General features: G+C 67.7%; 20 protein-coding genes and 3 tRNA genes. 7 read left to right on the top strand and 16 right to left on the bottom strand.

Annotated features, from left to right (window positions below):
* The 13 genes from ACFW16_RS05715 to ACFW16_RS05655 form a co-directional block, all read right to left on the bottom strand.
* Nucleotides 1-1,521 (bottom strand): NADH-quinone oxidoreductase subunit M, encoded by a 1,521-nt coding sequence (locus ACFW16_RS05715; protein ID WP_380302718.1) that lies wholly within the window; start codon nt 1,519-1,521, stop codon nt 1-3.
* A 9-nt stretch (nt 1,522-1,530) separates the two neighbouring features.
* Nucleotides 1,531-3,477: an NADH-quinone oxidoreductase subunit L gene (gene nuoL / locus ACFW16_RS05710; RefSeq protein ID WP_380302716.1), complete on the bottom strand. Its 1,947-nt coding sequence runs from the start codon at nt 3,475-3,477 to the stop codon at nt 1,531-1,533.
* 10 nt (nt 3,478-3,487) lie between these two features.
* Nucleotides 3,488-3,799 carry an NADH-quinone oxidoreductase subunit NuoK gene (gene nuoK, locus ACFW16_RS05705; protein WP_380302714.1) on the bottom strand — a complete coding sequence of 104 codons (312 nt, stop codon included), beginning with the start codon at nt 3,797-3,799 and terminating at the stop codon, nt 3,488-3,490.
* Between the two features lie 4 nt (nt 3,800-3,803).
* Nucleotides 3,804-4,403, bottom strand: a complete 600-nt coding sequence (locus ACFW16_RS05700; RefSeq protein ID WP_380302712.1) for an NADH-quinone oxidoreductase subunit J — start codon at nt 4,401-4,403, stop codon at nt 3,804-3,806.
* Nucleotides 4,404-4,587: 184 nt separating this feature from the next.
* Nucleotides 4,588-5,076, bottom strand: a complete 489-nt coding sequence (gene nuoI / locus ACFW16_RS05695; RefSeq protein WP_380302710.1) for an NADH-quinone oxidoreductase subunit NuoI — start codon at nt 5,074-5,076, stop codon at nt 4,588-4,590.
* 12 nt (nt 5,077-5,088) lie between these two features.
* Complete coding sequence (nuoH, locus tag ACFW16_RS05690; protein ID WP_380302708.1) at nt 5,089-6,096, bottom strand: NADH-quinone oxidoreductase subunit NuoH; 1,008 nt, start codon at nt 6,094-6,096, stop codon at nt 5,089-5,091.
* A gap of 7 nt (nt 6,097-6,103) precedes the next feature.
* Entirely contained in the window at nt 6,104-8,158 is a 2,055-nt protein-coding gene (gene nuoG / locus ACFW16_RS05685; protein ID WP_380302706.1) for an NADH-quinone oxidoreductase subunit NuoG, read from the bottom strand.
* Nucleotides 8,159-8,168: 10 nt separating this feature from the next.
* Nucleotides 8,169-9,467: an NADH-quinone oxidoreductase subunit NuoF gene (nuoF, locus tag ACFW16_RS05680; RefSeq protein ID WP_380302704.1), complete on the bottom strand. Its 1,299-nt coding sequence runs from the start codon at nt 9,465-9,467 to the stop codon at nt 8,169-8,171.
* Nucleotides 9,467-10,132, bottom strand: coding sequence for an NADH-quinone oxidoreductase subunit NuoE (gene nuoE / locus ACFW16_RS05675; protein WP_380302702.1), 666 nt, complete (start codon nt 10,130-10,132; stop codon nt 9,467-9,469). The genes nuoF and nuoE overlap by 1 nt, the downstream gene beginning before the upstream one ends.
* Entirely contained in the window at nt 10,129-11,310 is a 1,182-nt protein-coding gene (locus ACFW16_RS05670) for an NADH-quinone oxidoreductase subunit D (protein ID WP_380302700.1), read from the bottom strand. The genes nuoE and ACFW16_RS05670 overlap by 4 nt, the downstream gene beginning before the upstream one ends.
* A 5-nt stretch (nt 11,311-11,315) precedes the next feature.
* A complete protein-coding gene (locus ACFW16_RS05665) occupies nt 11,316-11,951 on the bottom strand; it encodes an NADH-quinone oxidoreductase subunit C (RefSeq protein ID WP_380302698.1) in 636 nt (211 codons plus the stop codon).
* An 18-nt stretch (nt 11,952-11,969) separates the two neighbouring features.
* Nucleotides 11,970-12,533, bottom strand: a complete 564-nt coding sequence (locus tag ACFW16_RS05660) for a NuoB/complex I 20 kDa subunit family protein (RefSeq protein WP_380302696.1) — start codon at nt 12,531-12,533, stop codon at nt 11,970-11,972.
* Entirely contained in the window at nt 12,524-12,892 is a 369-nt protein-coding gene (locus ACFW16_RS05655; protein WP_034832298.1) for an NADH-quinone oxidoreductase subunit A, read from the bottom strand. The genes ACFW16_RS05660 and ACFW16_RS05655 overlap by 10 nt, the downstream gene beginning before the upstream one ends.
* Nucleotides 12,893-13,222: 330 nt before the next feature.
* Between ACFW16_RS05655 and ACFW16_RS05650 the strand changes: the two genes are divergently transcribed.
* The 7 genes from ACFW16_RS05650 to ACFW16_RS05620 all read left to right on the top strand — a co-directional run bounded on the left by ACFW16_RS05650 (nt 13,223) and on the right by ACFW16_RS05620 (nt 18,035).
* Nucleotides 13,223-13,579: a hypothetical protein gene (locus ACFW16_RS05650; RefSeq protein WP_380302694.1), complete on the top strand. Its 357-nt coding sequence runs from the start codon at nt 13,223-13,225 to the stop codon at nt 13,577-13,579.
* Between the two features lie 96 nt (nt 13,580-13,675).
* Nucleotides 13,676-15,109, top strand: coding sequence for a multicopper oxidase family protein (locus ACFW16_RS05645; RefSeq protein ID WP_380302692.1), 1,434 nt, complete (start codon nt 13,676-13,678; stop codon nt 15,107-15,109).
* Between the two features lie 30 nt (nt 15,110-15,139).
* Nucleotides 15,140-15,580, top strand: coding sequence for a DUF411 domain-containing protein (locus tag ACFW16_RS05640; protein WP_380302690.1), 441 nt, complete (start codon nt 15,140-15,142; stop codon nt 15,578-15,580).
* Between the two features lie 10 nt (nt 15,581-15,590).
* Nucleotides 15,591-16,187, top strand: a complete 597-nt coding sequence (locus tag ACFW16_RS05635) for a TlpA family protein disulfide reductase (RefSeq protein WP_380302688.1) — start codon at nt 15,591-15,593, stop codon at nt 16,185-16,187.
* Between the two features lie 12 nt (nt 16,188-16,199).
* A complete protein-coding gene (locus tag ACFW16_RS05630) occupies nt 16,200-16,529 on the top strand; it encodes a hypothetical protein (RefSeq protein ID WP_380302687.1) in 330 nt (109 codons plus the stop codon).
* An 82-nt stretch (nt 16,530-16,611) separates the two neighbouring features.
* Nucleotides 16,612-17,289: an SCO family protein gene (locus ACFW16_RS05625; protein ID WP_380302685.1), complete on the top strand. Its 678-nt coding sequence runs from the start codon at nt 16,612-16,614 to the stop codon at nt 17,287-17,289.
* 5 nt (nt 17,290-17,294) lie between these two features.
* Nucleotides 17,295-18,035: a cytochrome c biogenesis CcdA family protein gene (locus ACFW16_RS05620; RefSeq protein ID WP_380302683.1), complete on the top strand. Its 741-nt coding sequence runs from the start codon at nt 17,295-17,297 to the stop codon at nt 18,033-18,035.
* A gap of 48 nt (nt 18,036-18,083) precedes the next feature.
* On the opposite strand, the gene ACFW16_RS05615 is transcribed toward ACFW16_RS05620, so the two are convergent.
* The 3 genes from ACFW16_RS05615 to ACFW16_RS05605 form a co-directional block, all read right to left on the bottom strand.
* Nucleotides 18,084-18,160: transfer RNA gene (locus tag ACFW16_RS05615), tRNA-Asp, on the bottom strand.
* Between the two features lie 73 nt (nt 18,161-18,233).
* A tRNA-Asp gene (locus ACFW16_RS05610) sits at nt 18,234-18,310 on the bottom strand.
* A gap of 138 nt (nt 18,311-18,448) precedes the next feature.
* Nucleotides 18,449-18,524 (bottom strand) — tRNA-Val (locus tag ACFW16_RS05605).
* Nucleotides 18,525-18,588 lie beyond the last annotated feature (64 nt).

The following is an 18,588-nucleotide window of genomic DNA, read 5'->3' as shown; positions in this document are numbered from 1 at the left end:
TCAGCGGACGGCCACCGCGACCGCGCCGGCGCGGCCGAGATCGGCGTGGTATTGGGTGATGAGGTGGTCGACCGAGACCGACATCACGTTCAGGAAGCTGGACGGGTAGATGCCCATCCACAGCACCACCAGGGCCAGCGGCACGAAGAGCACGATCTCGCGCGGGCTCAGGTCGGTCATCTTCCGCACATCCTCGCGGGTGATCTCGCCGAAGATGACCTTGCGGTACAAGAGCAGCATGTAGGTGGCGCCGAGCACCAGGCCGGTCGCGGTCAGGGTCGCGACCCAGGAGTTCACCTGGAACAGGCCGAGCAGGATCATGAACTCGCCGACGAAGCCCGAGGTGGCCGGCAGGCCCACCGAGCCGAGCAGCATGATCATGAAGAACACGGCGTATTTCGGCATGTTGGTGGCCAGGCCGCCGTAGCGCGCGATCTCGCGGGTGTGCAGCCGGTCATAGACCACGCCGACGCAGAGGAAGAGCGCCGACGAGACCACGCCGTGGCTGAGCATCTGGAAGATCGAGCCCTCGACGCCCTGCTGGGTCAGCGAGAACATGCCGGCGGTGACGAAGCCCATATGCGCGATCGAGGAATAGGCGATCATCTTCTTCATGTCCTCCTGCGCCAGGGCGACGAGGGAGGTGTAGATGACCGCGACGATCGACAGGCCGTAGACCAGCGGCGTCAAAAGCGCCGTCGCCTCCGGCAGCATCGGGATCGAGAAGCGCAGGAAGCCGTATCCGCCCATCTTCAGGAGCACGCCGGCCAGGATCACCGAGCCCGCCGTCGGCGCCTCGACATGCGCGTCCGGCAGCCAGGTGTGGACCGGCCACATCGGCACCTTCACGGCGAAGGAGGCGAACATGGCCAGCCACAGCCAGACCTGCATGTCGTAGCCGAAGTCGGTCGCCAGCAGGGTCGGGATGTCGGTGGTGCCGGCCTGGACGTACATGGCCAGGAGCGCCACCAGCATCAGCACCGAGCCGAGCAGCGTGAACAGGAACAGCTTGAAGGCGGCATAGATGCGGCGCTCGCCCGAGCCCCAGATGCCGATGATCACGAACATCGGGATCAGCACGCCTTCGAAGAAGACGTAGAACAGCACGTAGTCGAGCGCGCAGAACATGCCGATCATCATGGTCTCGAGGATCAGGAACGAGACCATGTACTCCTTCACCCGGCTGTGGATGCTCTCCCAGCTGGCGAGGATGCAGATCGGCATCAGGAAGGCCGACAGGACGACGAACAGCACCGAGATGCCGTCCACGCCCATGTGATAGGCGATGTTGAGGTCCGGGAACCAGGCCACCTTCTCTTCCATCTGGAAGCCGACCGCGGTCGGGTCGAAGCCGAGCCAGATGGCGATCGAGAGAGCGAAGGTGACGAGCGTGGTCCACAGCGCCACCCAGCGGGAGGTGGCGGCCACGGCGGCGTCGCTGCCCCGGGCCAGGAGCAGGATCAGCGCGGCCCCGGCCAGCGGCAGGAAGGTGGCGAGCGAGAGGATCGGCCAGTTACCCATGAGTCACTCTCACATCCGGCCGCCGAAGACATACCAGGAGACCAGCGCGACCACGCCGATCACCATGACGAAGGCATAGTGGTAGACATATCCGCTTTCGAGCCGGCTGGCCCGGCGGGCGATGCCGATCGAGGCGGCCGCGACGCCGTCCGGCCCCAGCCGGTCGATGATCGCCCCGTCGCCGCCCTTCCAGAGGGCGCGGCCGAGGACGAAGGCCGGCTTGACGAAGAGGGCGTCGTAGATCTCGTCGAAGTACCACTTGCGGAAGAACAGCTGGTGGATCGGCTTGAACGCCCGCACCACCGCGCCCGGCAGTCCCGGCGCCTGGATGTAGAAGACCCAGGAGGCGGCGAGCCCGACCAGGCCCGCGACCAGGGGCAGCAGCTTGACCCAGAGGGCGACGTGGTGCGCCTCCTCGATGCTGTCCTGGCCGTGCAGCACCAGGATCGCCTCGCGCCAGAAGTGTTCGCGCCCCTCGCCGACGAAGACGTCGTAGCCGATCAGGCCGGCCAGCACCGCGCCGGTGCCGAGGATCAAGAGCGGCACCAGCATCACCGGCGGGGATTCATGGACATGGTCCATGGTGTGGTGGTCGGCGCGCGGCTTGCCGTGGAAGGTCAGGAACAGCAGGCGGCCGCTGTAGAAGGCGGTCATCACCGCCGCCAGGATGCCGAGCCAGTAGGCGAAGGCGCCGACATTGGTGTGGGCGGCCCAGGACGCCTCGAGGATCATGTCCTTCGAGTAGAAGCCGGCGAAGCCGAACACGCCGGGGATGCCGATGCCGGCCAGCGCCAGGCTGCCGATCCACATCAGGGCGTAGGTCCAGGGGATCAGCTTCCAGACGCCGCCCATCTTGCGCATGTCCTGCTCGCCGCCCATGGCGTGGATCACCGAGCCGGCGCCGAGGAACAGCAGCGCCTTGAAGAAGGCGTGCGTCAGCAGGTGGAAGATCGCCGCCTGGTAGGCCGAGACGCCGATGGCGAAGAACATGTAGCCGAGCTGGCTCATGGTCGAATAGGCGATGACCCGCTTGATGTCGAACTGGGTCAGGCCGATCGTCGCGGCGACGAAGGCGGTCAGCGCGCCGATGACGCAGACCACGGCCAGCGCGTCGGGGGCGTATTCGAACAAGGGCGACATGCGCGCCAGCATGAACACGCCGGCGGTGACCATGGTGGCGGCATGGATCAGGGCCGAGACCGGGGTCGGGCCTTCCATCGCGTCCGGCAGCCAGGTGTGCAGGCCGAGCTGGGCCGACTTGCCCATGGCGCCGACGAACAGCAGCAGGCAGGCGGTGGTCAGGGCCGGCAGGTCCATGCCGAGGAAGTTGATCCGGGCATCGACCAGGCTCGGCGCGGCGGCGAAGATCTCCTCGTACCGCACCGTGCCGAAGATCTTGTAGACGGCGAAGATGCCCAGCGCGAAGCCGAAGTCGCCGACGCGGTTGACCAGGAACGCCTTCACCGCGGCGGCCCGGGCGCTCTCCTTCTCGTGCCAGAAGCCGATCAGCAGGTAGGAGGCGAGGCCGACGCCTTCCCAGCCGAAGAACAGCTGGACCAGGTTGTCCGCCGTCACCAGCATCAGCATGGCGAAGGTGAACAGGCTGAGATAGGCGAAGAAGCGCGGCTTGGAATGGTCGTGCGACATGTAGCCGATCGAGTAGATGTGCACCATCGCGGAGACGGTGTTCACCACGATCAGCATCACGACGGTCAGCGTGTCGAACTTCAACGCCCAGTCGGCGACGAAGGTGCCGCTGCTGATCCACAGCAGCAGCGAATGGGTGCGGACGTTGCCGTCGATGGCGACGTCGAAGAACAACCACCAGGAGATGACGCAGGCGACACAGACGGCGAGCGTCGTCACGGCCATCGAGGCGCGGTCGCCGATGAGGCGGCCGAACAGTCCTGCGATCAGGAAGCCGGCCAGCGGCAGGAAGATTGCGGCGATGTCCATCGGGGGCGCCTCAGCCCTTCATCATGTTGATGTCCTCGACCGCGATCGAGCCGCGGTTCCGGAAGTAGACGACGAGGATCGCGAGGCCGATCGCCGCCTCGGCGGCGGCGACGGTCAGCACGAACAGCGCGAACACCTGCCCCACCAGATCGCCGAGCGCGACCGAGAAGGCGACGAGGTTGATGTTGACGGCGAGCAGCATCAGCTCGACCGACATCAGGATGACGATGACGTTCTTGCGGTTCAGGAACACGCCGAAGATGCCGAGCGTGAACAGGATCGCCGCGAGACCGAGATAGTGCCCGATTCCGATCGTCCACATGGCGTCAGGCCCCTTCCCCGGTGCCGATCTTCTTGATCACCATCACCTCCTCGCGCCGGCGCGCGAGCTGCTTCGAGATCACCTGGCGGCGGACGCCGGCGCGGTGGCGCAGGGTCAGCACGATCGCCCCGATCATCGCGACCAGGAGGACGAGGCCCGCGGCCTGGAACGGAAAGGCGTATTGCGTGTAGATCAGCCGGCCGAGCGCGGCCGTGTTGGTCGGGCCCGCCTTCGCCGCCCCCGCGGCCAGGATCGACGGGCCGCCGACCGAGCCGTAGAGCAGGAACAGCTCGACCAGCAGCACCACGCCGATCAGCGCACCGATCGGCAGGTAGCGCAGGAAGCCGGCCCTGAGCTCGGCGAAGTTGATGTCCAGCATCATCACGACGAACAGGAACAGCACCGCGACCGCGCCGACATAGACGACGACCAGGATCATCGCCAGGAACTCCGCCCCGATCAGCACGAACAGCGCCGCCGCGTTGAAGAAGGCGAGGATCAGGAACAGCACCGAATGCACCGAGTTGCGGGCCGAGATGACGGCCACGGCGGAGCCCACGGTGATCAGGGCGAAAAGATAAAAGGCCAAGGCCTGGATGGTCATCTCACGGTGCTCCCTGCGGTCAGGGTCGTTGGCGGCAGGGAGGCGCTGTCCCCCCATCTGTCATGCCCGGGCTTGACCCGGGCATCCAGAAGCTGTCGAGATCCTCTGGATTGCCGGGTTGATCCTCGGATCAAGTCCGAGGACGGCAATGACAGTATTTCTTCCTTCACGATATTCTGTTGCCTCACCGGTACGGCGCGTCGATCGCGATGTTCGCGGCCAGCTGCGCTTCCCAGCGATCCCCGTTCTGCAGCAGCTTCTCCTTGTTGTAGAAAAGCTCCTCGCGCGTCTCGGTGGCGAACTCGAAGTTCGGCCCCTCGACGATCGCATCCACCGGGCAGGCCTCCTGGCACAGGCCGCAATAGATGCACTTGGTCATGTCGATGTCGTAGCGCGTCGTGCGGCGGCTGCCGTCGGCGCGCGGCTCGGCCTCGATGGTGATGGCCTGGGCCGGGCAGATCGCCTCGCACAGCTTGCAGGCGATGCAGCGCTCCTCGCCGCTGGGATAGCGGCGCAGCGCATGCTCGCCGCGGAAGCGCGGGCTCAGCGGGCCCTTCTCGAACGGGTAGTTCAGCGTCGCCTTCTGCTTGAACATGTAGCTGAAGGTCAGCGCCAGGCCACCCAGGATTTCCTTGAGCAGCAGGCTGCGGGCGGTGCGGTCGATGAATGCCATGGTCTCGGCCTCTCAGTTCGGCAGCCAGCCGAAGGCGGTGAGCACGCCGGCGGTGATCACCACCCAGGCCAGCGAGAACGGCAGGAACACCTTCCAGCCCAGGCGCATCAGCTGGTCGTACCGGAAGCGCGGCAGCGTCGCCCGGACCCAGATGAAGACGAACAGGCAGAACAGGATCTTCGCCACGAACCAGATCACGCCGGGGATCCAGGTGAACGGCGCGATGCCGAAGGGCGGCAGCCATCCGCCGAGGAACAGGATCGTGGTCATCCCGCTCATCAGGATCATGTTGGCGTATTCACCGAGGAAGAACAGCGCGTAGGTCATGGACGAGTACTCGACCATGAAGCCGCCGGTGATCTCGGATTCGCCCTCGGGCAGGTCGAACGGCGCCCGGTTGGTCTCGGCCAGCGCCGAGATGAAGAAGATCACGAACATCGGGAACAGCGGGATCGCGAACCAGATGGTCTGCTGCGCCTTGACGATGTCGGAGATGTTAAGCGAGCCGACGCACAGCAGCACGGTGATGATGACGAAGCCGATCGAGACTTCGTAGGACACCATCTGCGCCGCGGAGCGCAGGCCGCCGAGGAAGGCGTATTTCGAGTTCGACGACCAGCCGGCGATGATGATGCCGTAGACGCCGAGCGAGGAGATCGCGAACAGGTACAAGACGCCGACATTGATGTCGGCCAGCACCCAGCCGTCGTCGAACGGGATCACCGCCCAGGCCACGAGGCTGAGGAAGAAGGTGATCATCGGCGCCAGGATGAACAGCATCCGGTTGGCGCCGGACGGGATGATCGTCTCCTTGCTCAGGAGCTTGAGGCCGTCGGCGATCGGCTGCAGCAGGCCGAAGGGGCCGACCACCATCGGGCCCTGGCGCAGCTGCATCGCCGCCATGACCTTGCGCTCGGCGAGCGTCAGGTAGGCCACCGCGATGATCAGCGGCAGGATGATCGCGATGATCTGAAGGACGACGAGAACCGTCGGCCAGGCGTATCCGCTCCAGAAGTCCATCGCCGCGTTACTCCGCCGCCGCTTTGTGCTGGCCCACGATCTCGTCGATGCACTGCGCCATCGTCTCCGAGGCGCGGGTGATCGGGTCCGTCATGTAGAAGTTCTCGACCGCCGAGACGAAGGGCGCGGAGCCCATCGCGCCCTCGGCGCCGAAGGCCCCCCACTCGCCCGCGCCTTGAGTGTCCGGCGCCCCGAAGACCGGGTTCACCGCGACCAGGCGCTGGCGCACCTCGCGCAGGCTGTCATAAGGCAGCTTGCGGCCCATGGCCTCGCTGGCGGCGCGCAGGATCTTCCAGTCCTCGCGCGCCTCGCCCGGCGGGAACACCGCCATGCGGGCCTGCTGCACGCGGCCTTCGGTGTTGACGTAGGTCGCGTTCTTCTCGGTGTAGGCGGCGCCCGGCAGGATCACGTCGGCGCGATGGGCGCCGCGGTCGCCGTGATGGCCCTGATAGACCACGAAGGCCTTGCCGAGGCGGCCGGCGTCGATCTCGTCGGCCGCGAGCAGCCAGACGAAGTCGATCTCGCCCTTCTGGGCGCCGTCGAGGATGCCGGCGACGTCGCGGCCGCCCGGGCCCGGCACGAAGCCGAGATCGAGGCCGCCGACCCGCGCCGCCGCGGTGTGCAGCACGTTGAAGCCGTTCCAGCCGTCGCGGACCAGGCCATAGGTCTCGGCGATCCGGCGGCAGGCGGCCAGCACCTGGGCGCCGTCCTCGCGGGCCAGGGCCCCCTGCCCCACGATCAGGAGCGGCGCCTTGGCGTTGCGCAGCACCTCGGCGAAGCCGTCGCTGCCGTCGGCGATCGCCGCCAGCGTCTCCGGCCCGGCGCCGAGATGGCGGGTGCGGTAGGTCAGGTCGGCATCCGGGCCGACCACGCCGACGGTCAGGCCGTTCTTCAGCCAGCGCTTGCGGATGCGGGCGTTGACGATCGCCGCCTCGGAGCGCGGGTTGGTGCCGACCAGCAGGATGGCGTCGGCCTGCTCGATCCCGGCGATGCCGCTGTTGAACAGATAGGCGCCGCGCGGCCCGGCCGGCAGCTTCGCCCCGTCCTGGCGGCAGTCGAGGTTCGGCGAGCCGAAGGACGCCATCAGGTCCTTCAGCGCGACCATGGCCTCGGCGTCGACGGTGTCGCCGGCGATCGCCGCCATGCGCTGGCCGTCCAGCCCCTTGGCCTTCTCCGCGATGGCCTGGAAGGCCTCGGCCCAGCTGGCCGGCTGCAGCCTGCCGTCACGCCGGACATAGGGCCGGTCGATGCGGCGGCGCTTCAGCCCGTCGATCGCGTAGCGGGTCTTGTCGCTGATCCACTCCTCGTTGACGTCCTCGTTCAGCCGCGGCAGCACCCGCATCACCTCGCCGCCGCGGGCGTCGATGCGGATGTTCGAGCCGATGGCGTCGAGCACGTCGATGCTCTCGGTCTTGCGCAGCTCCCACGGCCGGGCGCTGAAGGCATAGGGCTTGGAGGTCAGCGCCCCGACCGGGCAGACATCGACCAGGTTGCCCGACAGCTCGGACGCGATCGCCTGCTCGACATAGGTGGTGATCTCCATGTGCTCGCCGCGATTCACGCCGCCGAGCACCGGCACGCCGGCGATCTCGTCGATGAAGCGGATGCAGCGGGTGCACTGGATGCACCGGGTCATGAAGGTCTCGATCAGCGGCCCGAGATACTTGTCGGTGACCGCCCGCTTGCCTTCGGTGTAGCGGCCGCGGTCGAAGCCGTAGGCCACGGCCTGGTCCTGCAGGTCGCACTCGCCGCCCTGGTCGCAGATCGGGCAGTCGAGCGGATGGTTGATCAGCAGGAACTCCATGATGCCGCGCCGCGCGTCGCGCACGACATCGGTGTTCGTCCGGATCACCATGCCATCGCCGGCCGGCATCGCGCAGGACGCGATCGGCTTCGGCGCCTTCTCCATCTCGACCAGGCACATCCGGCAGTTCGCCGGCACCGAGAGCTTGTCGTGGAAGCAGAAGCGCGGCACCTCGATGCCGAGGCGCTCGCAGGCCTGCAGCACCGACGTGCCCGGCTCGACTTCGATTTCGACCCCGTCAATCGTCAGCTTGGGCATCGGTGCCTTCCTATTCCGCAGCTTCGCGGCGATGGGCGCGGTCGCGATGATCGCGGATCCGCTCCTCCATCTCGTCGCGGAAATGCCGGATCAGCGCCTGGACCGGCCAGGCGGCCGCGTCGCCGAGGGCGCAGATGCTGCGGCCGTCGATCTGCTTGGTCACCTGCAGCAGCATGTCGATCTCGTCCGACCGCGCATTGCCGGTGACCATGCGCTGCATCACCCGGTACATCCAGCCGGTGCCCTCGCGGCACGGCGTGCACTGGCCGCAGCTCTCATGCATGTAGAAGCGCGACAGGCGGGCGACCGCGTAGATCACGTCGGTCGACTTGTCCATGACGATCAGCCCGGCGGTGCCGAGCGCCGACTTGACCTCGCGCAGCGCGTCGAAATCCATCAGGACGGTGTCGCAGACATCCTTCGGCAGGATCGGGGCCGATGAGCCGCCGGGGATCACCGCCTTCAGGTTGTCCCAGCCGCCGCGGACGCCGCCGGCATGGCGCTCGATCAGCTCCCGCATCGGGATGCCGAGCTCTTCCTCGACATTGCAGGGCTGGTTCACATGGCCGGAGATGCAGAACAGCTTGGTGCCCTGGTTCTTCGGCCGGCCGATGCCGGCGAACCAGGCGCCGCCGCGGCGCAGGATCTCGCCGACGACGGCGATGGTCTCGACATTGTTGACCGTGGTCGGGCAGCCATAGAGGCCGGCGCCGGCCGGGAATGGCGGCTTGTTGCGCGGCTGGCCCTTCTTGCCCTCCAGGCTCTCCAGCAGCGCCGTCTCCTCGCCGCAGATATAGGCGCCGGCGCCGCGGTGCAGGTACAGGTCGAAGTCCCAGCCCGTGCCGGCCGCGTTCTTGCCGAGCAGGCCGGCGTCATAGGCCTGGTCGATCGCGACCTGCATGTTCGAGGCTTCGCCGTAGAACTCGCCCCGGATGTAGATGTAGCAGGCATGCGCCCCCATGGCGAAGGAGGCCAGCAGCGCACCCTCGATCAGCCGGTGCGGGTCGAAGCGCAGGATCTCGCGGTCCTTGCAGGTGCCCGGCTCGGACTCATCGGCGTTGATGACGAGGTAGCTCGGGCGCCCGTCCTTGCTCTCCTTCGGCATGAAGGACCACTTCATGCCGGTCGGGAAGCCGGCGCCGCCGCGGCCGCGCAGCCCGGAGGTCTTGACCTCCTCGATGATCTTGTCGCGGCCGAGATCGACCAGCGCCTTGGTGTCGCTCCAGATGCCGCGGCGGCGGGCGCCGTCCAGGCCCCAGTCATCCCAGCCGTAGAGATTGGTGAAGATGCGGTCTTCGTCGCGCAGCATCACTTGTCTCCCTGATCCGGCGCAGTGGCCGAGGCCGGGACCGCCGGGCGGTGGCCTGGCCGCATGTTCAGCAGCGTGGTCGCGCCGGACAGGGCCTCGGAGTTGGTGCGGCCATTCTGCGGGCCCGGCACGGTCTGCTGACCGGCCTTCAGCGCGTCGATCAGCGCGACGGTCTTGTCGTAGTCCAGATCCTCGTAGAAATCGTCGTTGATCTGGACCATCGGGGCGTTGACGCAGGCGCCCAGGCACTCGACCTCGAGCACCGAGAACAGGCCGTCCTCGCTGGTCTCGTGATTGCCGCAGCCGGCCCGGTCCTGCAGGGCCTTCATCACCTCGCCCGAGCCGCGCAGCCAGCACGGGGTGGTGGTGCAGACCTGGAAGAAGTGGCGGCCGACCGGCGCCTTGTTGAACATGGTGTAGAAGCTGGCGACCTCGTACACCCGGATCCGCGGCATCTCCAGCAGGTCGGCGACATAGTCCATCGCCACCCGCGGGATCCAGTTGTGATGCTGGCGCTGGGCGATGTCGAGCAACGGGATCACCGCGCTCTGCTGCTTGCCCTCGGGGTATTTGGCGATGATCTTCTTCGCCCGCTCGAGATTCTCGGGCGTGAAGGCGAAGTCCTTCGGCTGGTCCGCCTCCGGCGCAATCCCTGCGGCCGTCATCGGTCGATCTCCCCGAACACGATGTCCTGGCTGCCGATGATCGCGACCGCATCGGCCAGCATGTGCCCCCGGCTCATGAAATCGAGCCCCTGCAGATGGGCGAAGCCCGGGGCACGGATGCGGCAGCGGTACGGCCGGTTGCTGCCGTCCGAAACCAAATAGACGCCGAACTCGCCCTTCGGCGCCTCGACCGCGGCGTAGGTCTCGCCGGCCGGGACGTGGTAGCCCTCGGTGTAGAGCTTGAAGTGATGGATCAGCGCTTCCATCGAGCGCTTCATCTCGGCCCGGGGCGGCGGCGACACCTTGCGGTCGGTGGTCTTCACCGGGCCGTCCTTCGGCATCTGCTCCAGGCACTGCCGGATGATGCGGTTGGACTGGCGCATCTCCTCGACCCGCAGCAGGTAGCGGGCGTAGCAGTCGCCGGTCAGGCCGACCGGGATGTCGAAGTCGAGCTTGTCATAGACCTCGTAGGGCTGCGACTTGCGCAGGTCCCAGGACACGTTCGAGGCCCGCAGCATGACGCCGGTGAAACCCCAGGCCTTGGCCTGCTCCGCCGTCACCACGCCGATGTCGACCAGGCGCTGCTTGAAGATCCGGTTCTCGGTCAGCAGGTTCTCGAGATCGTCGACGAATTTCGGGAAGCGCTCGGTATAGGCCCAGATGTCGTCGGCCAGACCGGCCGGCATGTCCTGGGTGACGCCGCCTGGCCGGAAGTAGTTGGCGTGCAGCCGCGCGCCCGAGACCCGCTCGTAGAACTCCATCAGGAGCTCGCGCTCCTCGAAGCCCCACAGCGACGGGGTAACAGCCCCGACATCAAGGGCATAGGTCGTGATGTTGAGCAGATGGTTGAGGACGCGCCCGATCTCGGAGAACAGCACGCGGATGTACTGGCCGCGCTCCGGCACGGTGATGGCCAGCAGCCGCTCCACCGCCAGGGCGAAGGCGTGCTCCTGGTTCATCGGGGCGACGTAGTCCAGGCGATCGAAATACGGCGTCGCCTGCATGTAGGTCTTGTATTCGATCAGCTTCTCGGTGCCGCGATGCAGCAGCCCGATATGCGGATCGGCCCGCTCCACCACCTCGCCGTCCAGCTCCAGCACCAGGCGCAGCACGCCGTGCGCCGCCGGGTGCTGCGGCCCGAAATTCATGGTGTAGGGCTTGATCTGGGTCTCGACCATGATGCTTACGCCTTCGGCTCGTTCAGCGCCGCCTTCTCGTCGCCCGGCAGCACCGGACCCTGCCGTGTCATGCCCTCCCACGGGCTGAGGAAGTCGAAGGTGCGGAAATCCTGGGTCAGCTTGACCGGTTCGTAGATCACCCGCTTCTGCTCGGTGTCGTAGCGGACCTCGACATAGCCGGTCAGCGGGAAGTCCTTGCGCAGCGGATGCCCTTCGAAGCCGTAATCGGTGAGGATGCGGCGCAGGTCCGGATTGTCGGCGAAGAAGATGCCGTACAGGTCCCAGGCCTCGCGCTCGAACCAGGTCGCGGCCGGGAAGGTGCCGGCAGCGGACGGCACCGGCGTGTCCTCGTCGGTCGTCACCTTGATCCGGATCCGGCGGTTATGCCGGAAGCTGAGCAGGTGGTAGACGACCTCCAGCCGCTCCGGCCGGGTCGGGTAGTCGGCGCCGCAGATGTCGGTCAGCTGCTCGAACAGGGTGTCGGGCGCGTCGCGCAGATGGGTCAGCACCCGGACGATCGACTCGCGCCGCACGGTCAGGGTCAGCTCGGCCGTCGGCGACACCGCGTGATCGAGCACGTCCCCGCCCAGCGCCGCCGCGAGGGCCGTGCCGAGTTCGGTCAGTTCCTGGATCGATGCCATTCCTTGCTTTCCGATCCCTCAGCGGATGATCCGGTTGCCGCGCCGGATCTTCTTCTGCAGCTGCATGATGCCGTAGACCAGGGCCTCGGCCGTCGGCGGGCAGCCCGGGACATAGATGTCGACCGGAACGACGCGGTCGCAGCCGCGCACCACCGAGTAGGAGTAATGGTAGTAGCCGCCGCCATTGGCGCAGGAGCCCATGGAGATGACCCAGCGCGGCTCCGGCATCTGGTCGTAGACCTTGCGCAGGGCCGGGGCCATCTTGTTGGTCAGGGTGCCGGCGACGATCATGACGTCGGACTGGCGCGGGCTGGGCCGCGGGATGACCCCGAGTCGGTCCAGGTCGTAGCGCGGCATGTAGGCGTGGATCATCTCCACCGCGCAGCAGGCCAGGCCGAAGGTCATCGGCCACAGCGACCCGGTGCGCGCCCAGTCGATCAGCGAGTCGAACCGGGTCAGCAGGAAGCCGCGGTCCTGGATCTCGGCATTGGCGGCGCGGATCACCGCGTCCTGTCCGGCGCCCGGCGGGATCGGAGTGCCGACGCCCACGGGGCTGCTCGGCTGCGTCGCGCTCACTCCCATTCCAGCGCTCCCTTCTTCCACTCGTAGATGAAGCCGACGGTCAGGACGCCGAGGAACACCATCATCGACCAGAAGCCGAACATCCCGATGTCCTTGAGCGCCACCGCCCAGGGGAACAGGAAGGCCACTTCCAGGTCGAAGATGATGAACAGGATCGAGACCAGATAGAACCGGACGTCGAACTTGGAGCGCGCATCGGCGAAGGCGTCGAAGCCGCACTCATAGGCCGAGAGCTTCTCGCTGTCCGGATTCTGCTTCCCGACGACGAGGGACGCGCCGACCGCGGCGCCGGCTATCACGATGGCGATCGCCAGGAAGACGAGGATCGGAAAGTACTCCGACACTAGAGAGGTCGTCATCGTTCACCCGTCACACGTGGAGCCTGCGCGATCGCGATCGGCAGGCGCTCCACCCCATATCTCTTTCTTCGTCGAGAAGGCCGTCCATCCCGGCCGCCCTTCCGGCGCGGCCTTTATAGGCCCGCATGTCGGACGAGAGAAGCGAATTTCCGCCACATTTCGTAGATGCGAATGCTTCTCAACTTCATGATTTTGCTGAGATCTTGCGGCTTCACGGGCGACGCCGGGCCGACTCCGGAACGGGTGCGAGAACCGCTTCCGCCCGCGCTCGCCGCCTGCGTCACACTGGGCCGTTTGCCGCGGCGAGCAGCGGCCTCTATGTTAATGGGCATGAGATCGCCCCCCCTGCGCCGGCTGGTCGGGCTTCTGGCCCTTCTGGTCTTCGCGCTCGCCCTGCCGCTGCAGGCGAGCCTGGGGGCGCCCATGGCCGGCTGCGCGCCGGCCCATGCGGCGATGGATCACGACGGCTCGATGCCACCCTGCGGCGACGCGACCGGCACGCCGCTCAAGGCGGCGGCGGGCGCACCCTGCGCCATCGCCTGCGCGCCCGTTCCGGCGCTTTCCGCCCAGGTCGCGCAGCCCGTCGACCATGGCCGTGTCGCGCATGATCCAGGGCCCGTGCAGAACCGGCCCGGCCGAGTCACCGCCCCCGATCCCTTCCCGCCCAGACCCACCGTCCGCGCCTGAGTCGCGACCCGCCTTCGGGCGGGCCGCTCCCTGACGCCTTTGGTCAGACGGGCCTCCGCCCGTGGCCGATGGGCGTCGTCGACGGGATCGACGGACGTGACCCATTCCCTTCCAGTTCTGCCGGCCTTGAGCCGGCGTGCCGTCCTGCTCGGAGGCGGCGCGGCCGCCCTGTCGCCATGGCTCCCCCGAGCCCGCGCCACCCCGGCCGAGCCGAAGGCCACCACCCTGAGCGCGGCACCGGGGCGCGCCGCCCTGCTCGGCGACGATGCGGCCGAGACCGCGATCTGGGGTTATGACGGGCACGTGCCCGGCCCGCAGATCCGGATCCGGCAGGGCGAGGCGCTGCAGGTTGTGGTCGAGAACCGGCTCGACCAGGACACCACCGTGCATTGGCATGGCATCCGGCTGCCCAACGCCATGGACGGCGTGCCCGGCCTGACCCAAGCGCCGATCCGCCCCGGCGAGCGCTTCACCTACGCCTTCGCGCCGCCCGATGCCGGCACCTTCTGGTATCACCCGCATGCCCACAGCCTGGAGCAGCTCGGGCGCGGCCTGGCCGGCGTCCTGATCGTCGAGGAGGCCGAGCCGGTTCCGGTCGACCGCGACCTGGTCTGGATGCTCGCCGACTGGAGGCTGACACGGGACGGGCGGATCGCCGCCGGCTTCGGCAACGGCATGGAGGCGGCGATGGCCGGCCGTGTCGGCAACCTGGTGACGCTGAACGGCACGATCCCGACCGGTCAGCCCGTGCGGGCCGGCGAGCGCGTCCGACTGCGCCTGGTCAACGCCGCGGTCGCCCGCATCATGGCGCTGCGCTTCGAGGGCCACCACCCGGTCGTGGTCGCGGTCGACGGCCAGCCCTGCGATCCGCACGAACCCGAGGGCGGGCGCCTGCTGCTCGGCCCGGCCATGCGGCTCGACATCGTGGTCGACATGCAGGGCGAGGCCGGGAAGCGCTATCGGGTGATCGACGACTTCTACGACGGGCTGTCCTATCCGCTGACGACGCTCGCCTACGAATCGGGACCACCCCTCCGCGCCCAGCCACCCGACACGCCGCTGCGCCTGCCGCCGAATCCTCTACCCAAGCCCGATCTCGCCACCGCCGAGTGCCATGAGCTGACACTCGAGGGCGGGATGATGGGCGGCGGCACCATGATGGGGATGGGCGGCATGCACGGCATGGGAGGTGGCGCGGCCTGGACTATCAACGGCTCGTCGATGACCGGCGACGGCAACGCCGGCATGCCGCCGCTGTTCACCCTCCGGCGCGGCCGGACCTGCGTGCTGACCATCCGCAACCGGACCGCCTGGTGGCACCCGATGCACATCCACGGCTTCAGCTTCCGGATGCTGAGCCGCAACGGCGTGTCGGTCCCGCATCGGCCATGGAGCGACACCGTGCTCTTCGCGCCGAAGGACACGGTCGAATGCGCCTTCGTCGCCGACACCCCCGGCGACTGGATGCTGCACTGCCACGTCATGGACCACCAGATGGCCGGCCTGATGACCGTGCTGCGCGTCGCCTGAACCACGCTTTCGCCGAACAGGAGAATCGAGATGAACCGTATGTCCCGTATCGCCGCCATCCTCGCTGCCCTGGCCCTGCCGCTGCCGGCCCTGGCCGATCCGATCGCGGCGACCCTGTACAAGAGCCCGCAATGCAGCTGCTGCGAGGGCTACGCCGCCTATCTCCGCGACAGCGGCCTCACCGTCGACGTCAAGCCGTCGAACGACCTGGCCCAGATCAGCGCGGAGGCAGGCGTCCCCGTCGAGATGCAGGGCTGCCACACCATGTTCGTCGACGGCTATGTCGTCGACGGTCACATTCCGGTCGGCGTGATCCGCAAGCTGTTGTCGGAGCGGCCGAAGATCGCCGGCATCACCCTGCCCGGCATGCCGATGGGCTCGCCCGGCATGGTCGGAGAGAAGACCGGGCCGTTCACCATCTATGCCGTGACCAAGGACGGCGCGGCGCCAACGGTCTATGTCGAGGAGTGACGGTGCGGCGATGGGCACCTTCCTGCCGCGCCGGCGCCTGGTCCTGTCGCTCTGGCTCGTCGCCGGTGCGATCGCCGGCATCGCGCTGATCGCCAGCCGATCCGGCGACCGGTCGCCGAGCCAGGCACCGACGGCGCCGGTCTCCCACCTGGTCCTGCACGACCGGCCGCTCCTCGTGCCGGTCTTCGGCTTCACCGATGCCGGTGGCGCCCCGCTTAGCCTCGACGGCTTCAGGGGCCGCACCGTGCTGCTCAACATCTGGGCCACCTGGTGCGCGCCATGCCGCGAGGAGATGCCGTCGCTCGACCGGCTGCAGGCGGAGATGGGCGGCTCGGATTTCCAGGTGGTCGCGCTATCGATCGACCGCGGCGGCTTGGCCCCCGTCCGCGCCTTCTTCGGCGAGATCGGGCTGACGCATCTCGCCGTCTATCTCGATCCGCCCAGCGCCTCCACCCGCGCCCTCCATGTGGCCGGCATCCCGACCACGCTGCTGATCAACGGTGAAGGCCGGGAGATCGGCCGTGCGACCGGCCCGGCCGAATGGGACAGCCCCGAGATCAAGGCGCTGATCCGGGAGGGCATGGGCCGGCACGTTTCCAGCAACTGAGGAGAGAAGACCATGACGGAGCTTTCGACCACCACCCCACGACAGGCCAACCGAGGAGGAAAGATCATGCGTAACCGCTTCAGCACCTTGCTTGCCGTCACCGCCCTTGCCGCCGGGCTGACCGGCACCGTCTTCGCCCAGGAGCAGAAACCCCCGGCGCAGCCGCCCGCGGCGCCCGACCAGCCCATGGACGGCATGATGGGTCAGCAGGGCGACGGAATGATGCCTATGATGAAGATGATGACCCAGATGAGCGAGATGATGGAGAACTGCAACAAGATGATGCAGTCCAAGGCGCAACCTCAGGAGCCGGGCACAGCGCCGCAGAAGCAGGGCGGCTGAACCCTTGCGATCGGGTCGGGGCCCTCGGGGTCCCGGCCCGCCTTCTCGTCGAGCGAATGGATCTGTGGCGATGATCTTGGCGATGCGTGCCCTGACGGCGCTGCTGGGCCTCCTACTGGGTGCCGCGATCCCCGCGGTCGCGCTGGCCCATTCCCTGCACAATGTCGAGCAGCGCATCCGGGAGCAGGAGAAGTACTTCGAGCCGAAGCCGGGCCGTCCGGCGCCGGAGTTCACGCTGCAGGACGCCGACGGCCGCCCCGTCTCCCTGGCGGACTTCAAGGGCAAGGTCGTGGTGCTGCACTTCATCTATGCCAGTTGCACCGACGAGTGCCCGCTGCATGCCGACCTGATCGCCCGGATCCAGGAGAAGGTGGACGAGACGCCGATGCGCGACCGGGTTCAGTTCGTCACCATCACCACCGACCCGGTCCGCGATACGCCCGAAGTGATGAAGGACTACGGCCGGGCCCACAATCTCGACCCGGTGAACTGGGTCTTCCTGACCAGCGGTCCCGCCCGCCCGGAGGAGACGCGCAGCCTGGTGAAGCGCTTCGGCCACCAGTTCCGGGAGATCGAGGGCGGGGTCGAGATCCACGGCGTCGTCACCCATGTGATCGACCGCGGCGGCAACTTTCGCGCCAACTTCCACGGGCTTGGCTTCGATCCGGTCAACCTCGTCGTCTATGTCGACGCGCTGGTGAACGACCTCCACCCCGAGCCGGAGCCGTCCTTCTGGGATCGGCTGCGCGGCTGGTTCTGACGATCATGCTCGAGCTCTCCGGCATCGGCCTCATGACCGCCTTCGCGGCCGGCGTCGTCTCGTTCCTGTCGCCCTGCGTGCTGCCGCTGGTGCCGGGCTATCTCTCTTATGTCGCCGGCCAGTCCCTGCACGGCGACGACCGGCGAGTCGATGTGGCTGCCCGGCTCGCCGTTTTGGGCCTGGGGACGTTCTTCGTCCTCGGCTTCTCAACGGTGTTCATCCTGCTCGGCGCCAGCGCCACGGCTTTGGGGCAGCTCCTGCTTTCCTACCGGTACGAGGCGAATCTGATCGGCGGGGCGCTTGTCATCCTGTTCGGGCTGCTCATGGTCGGCCTGCTGCCGCTCGGCTGGCTCCAGCGGGATCTTCGGGCCCATGCCGATCTGCGCGGCGGCCATCCGATCGCCGCCTATGTCCTCGGTCTGGCCTTCGCCTTCGGCTGGACGCCCTGCATCGGCCCGGTGCTGGGCGCCATTCTGATGGTCAGTGCCTCGGCCGCCACCGTCGCGAACGGCATTGCCCTGCTCGGCCTCTACTCGCTCGGCCTCGGCGTTCCATTCCTGCTGAGCGCCCTGTTCGCGGATCAGGCGTTCGTCAGGCTGAGGTCCACGCGCAGGCTCGGGCGGCATCTCCAGCGCGGTGCCGGCGCCGTCATGGTGGCCATGGGCATCGTCATGATGTCAGGCCGGATGACCGATATCTCCGTCTGGTTCCTCCAGACGTTTCCGGCGCTGGCGAGAATCGGCTGAACCGGACGCTCCAAGCGCCACGGCCGAATATCGATGATTTGGGGGAAGTGGCGCGAGTGACGGGACTTGAACCCGCGGCCTCCGGCGTGACAGGCCGGCGCTCTAACCAACTGAGCTACACCCGCGCAGGGTGCCGGCAACGATCACGGGGCCTTCGGCGGAGCGCCGAAACCCGGAGCGAGACCGGAAAACAGGAAGTGGCGCGAGTGACGGGACTTGAACCCGCGGCCTCCGGCGTGACAGGCCGGCGCTCTAACCAACTGAGCTACACCCGCGCATCTGGCCGCTCATCGCGGCGAGGCGCTTGAGATACCCACTCCACCGGGGGCTGTCAACTTGAATTGCCAGCGGGCGGGGCGGGATTTTCGCAGCGGCCGGATCGAGGGATTCGCCTAGCCGCGGCGGCCGGAAACTGGTGGGCGATGACGGGCTCGAACCGCCGACACTCGGTGTGTAAAACCGATGCTCTACCGACTGAGCTAATCGCCCGGGCGGACCCGCGGAGGCGATTCCGCGGGGTCCGGACATGAAGCGGCCGGTCGGGCCAAGGCGC

It is taken from the genome of Inquilinus sp. NPDC058860, from assembly GCF_042743185.1.
Lineage (GTDB): Bacteria > Pseudomonadota > Alphaproteobacteria > DSM-16000 > Inquilinaceae > Inquilinus.
The sequence above is the reverse complement of the archived record's forward strand: the minus strand, read 5'-3'. Positions and strand labels throughout refer to the sequence as shown.

Excerpts from the sequence above, each read along its gene's own strand:
- nuoH (WP_380302708.1), bottom strand. The coding sequence starts at position 6,096 with ATGGACTTCTGGAGCGGATACGCCTGGCCGACGGTTCTCGTCGTCCTT.
- ACFW16_RS05670 (WP_380302700.1), bottom strand. The coding sequence starts at position 11,310 with ATGGTCGAGACCCAGATCAAGCCCTACACCATGAATTTCGGGCCGCAG.
- nuoE (WP_380302702.1), bottom strand. The coding sequence starts at position 10,132 with ATGACGGCCGCAGGGATTGCGCCGGAGGCGGACCAGCCGAAGGACTTC.
- ACFW16_RS05655 (WP_034832298.1), bottom strand. The coding sequence starts at position 12,892 with ATGACGACCTCTCTAGTGTCGGAGTACTTTCCGATCCTCGTCTTCCTG.
- nuoG (WP_380302706.1), bottom strand. The coding sequence starts at position 8,158 with ATGCCCAAGCTGACGATTGACGGGGTCGAAATCGAAGTCGAGCCGGGC.
- ACFW16_RS05700 (WP_380302712.1), bottom strand. The coding sequence starts at position 4,403 with ATGACCATCCAGGCCTTGGCCTTTTATCTTTTCGCCCTGATCACCGTG.
- ACFW16_RS05630 (WP_380302687.1), top strand. The coding sequence starts at position 16,200 with ATGACGGAGCTTTCGACCACCACCCCACGACAGGCCAACCGAGGAGGA.
- ACFW16_RS05635 (WP_380302688.1), top strand. The coding sequence starts at position 15,591 with ATGGGCACCTTCCTGCCGCGCCGGCGCCTGGTCCTGTCGCTCTGGCTC.
- nuoF (WP_380302704.1), bottom strand. The coding sequence starts at position 9,467 with ATGCTGCGCGACGAAGACCGCATCTTCACCAATCTCTACGGCTGGGAT.
- ACFW16_RS05625 (WP_380302685.1), top strand. The coding sequence starts at position 16,612 with ATGCGTGCCCTGACGGCGCTGCTGGGCCTCCTACTGGGTGCCGCGATC.
- ACFW16_RS05660 (WP_380302696.1), bottom strand. The coding sequence starts at position 12,533 with ATGGGAGTGAGCGCGACGCAGCCGAGCAGCCCCGTGGGCGTCGGCACT.
- nuoK (WP_380302714.1), bottom strand. The coding sequence starts at position 3,799 with ATGTGGACGATCGGAATCGGGCACTATCTCGGTCTCGCGGCGATCCTG.
- ACFW16_RS05650 (WP_380302694.1), top strand. The coding sequence starts at position 13,223 with ATGAGATCGCCCCCCCTGCGCCGGCTGGTCGGGCTTCTGGCCCTTCTG.
- ACFW16_RS05665 (WP_380302698.1), bottom strand. The coding sequence starts at position 11,951 with ATGGCATCGATCCAGGAACTGACCGAACTCGGCACGGCCCTCGCGGCG.
- nuoL (WP_380302716.1), bottom strand. The coding sequence starts at position 3,477 with ATGGACATCGCCGCAATCTTCCTGCCGCTGGCCGGCTTCCTGATCGCA.
- ACFW16_RS05715 (WP_380302718.1), bottom strand. The coding sequence starts at position 1,521 with ATGGGTAACTGGCCGATCCTCTCGCTCGCCACCTTCCTGCCGCTGGCC.
- nuoI (WP_380302710.1), bottom strand. The coding sequence starts at position 5,076 with ATGGCATTCATCGACCGCACCGCCCGCAGCCTGCTGCTCAAGGAAATC.
- ACFW16_RS05620 (WP_380302683.1), top strand. The coding sequence starts at position 17,295 with ATGCTCGAGCTCTCCGGCATCGGCCTCATGACCGCCTTCGCGGCCGGC.
- ACFW16_RS05640 (WP_380302690.1), top strand. The coding sequence starts at position 15,140 with ATGAACCGTATGTCCCGTATCGCCGCCATCCTCGCTGCCCTGGCCCTG.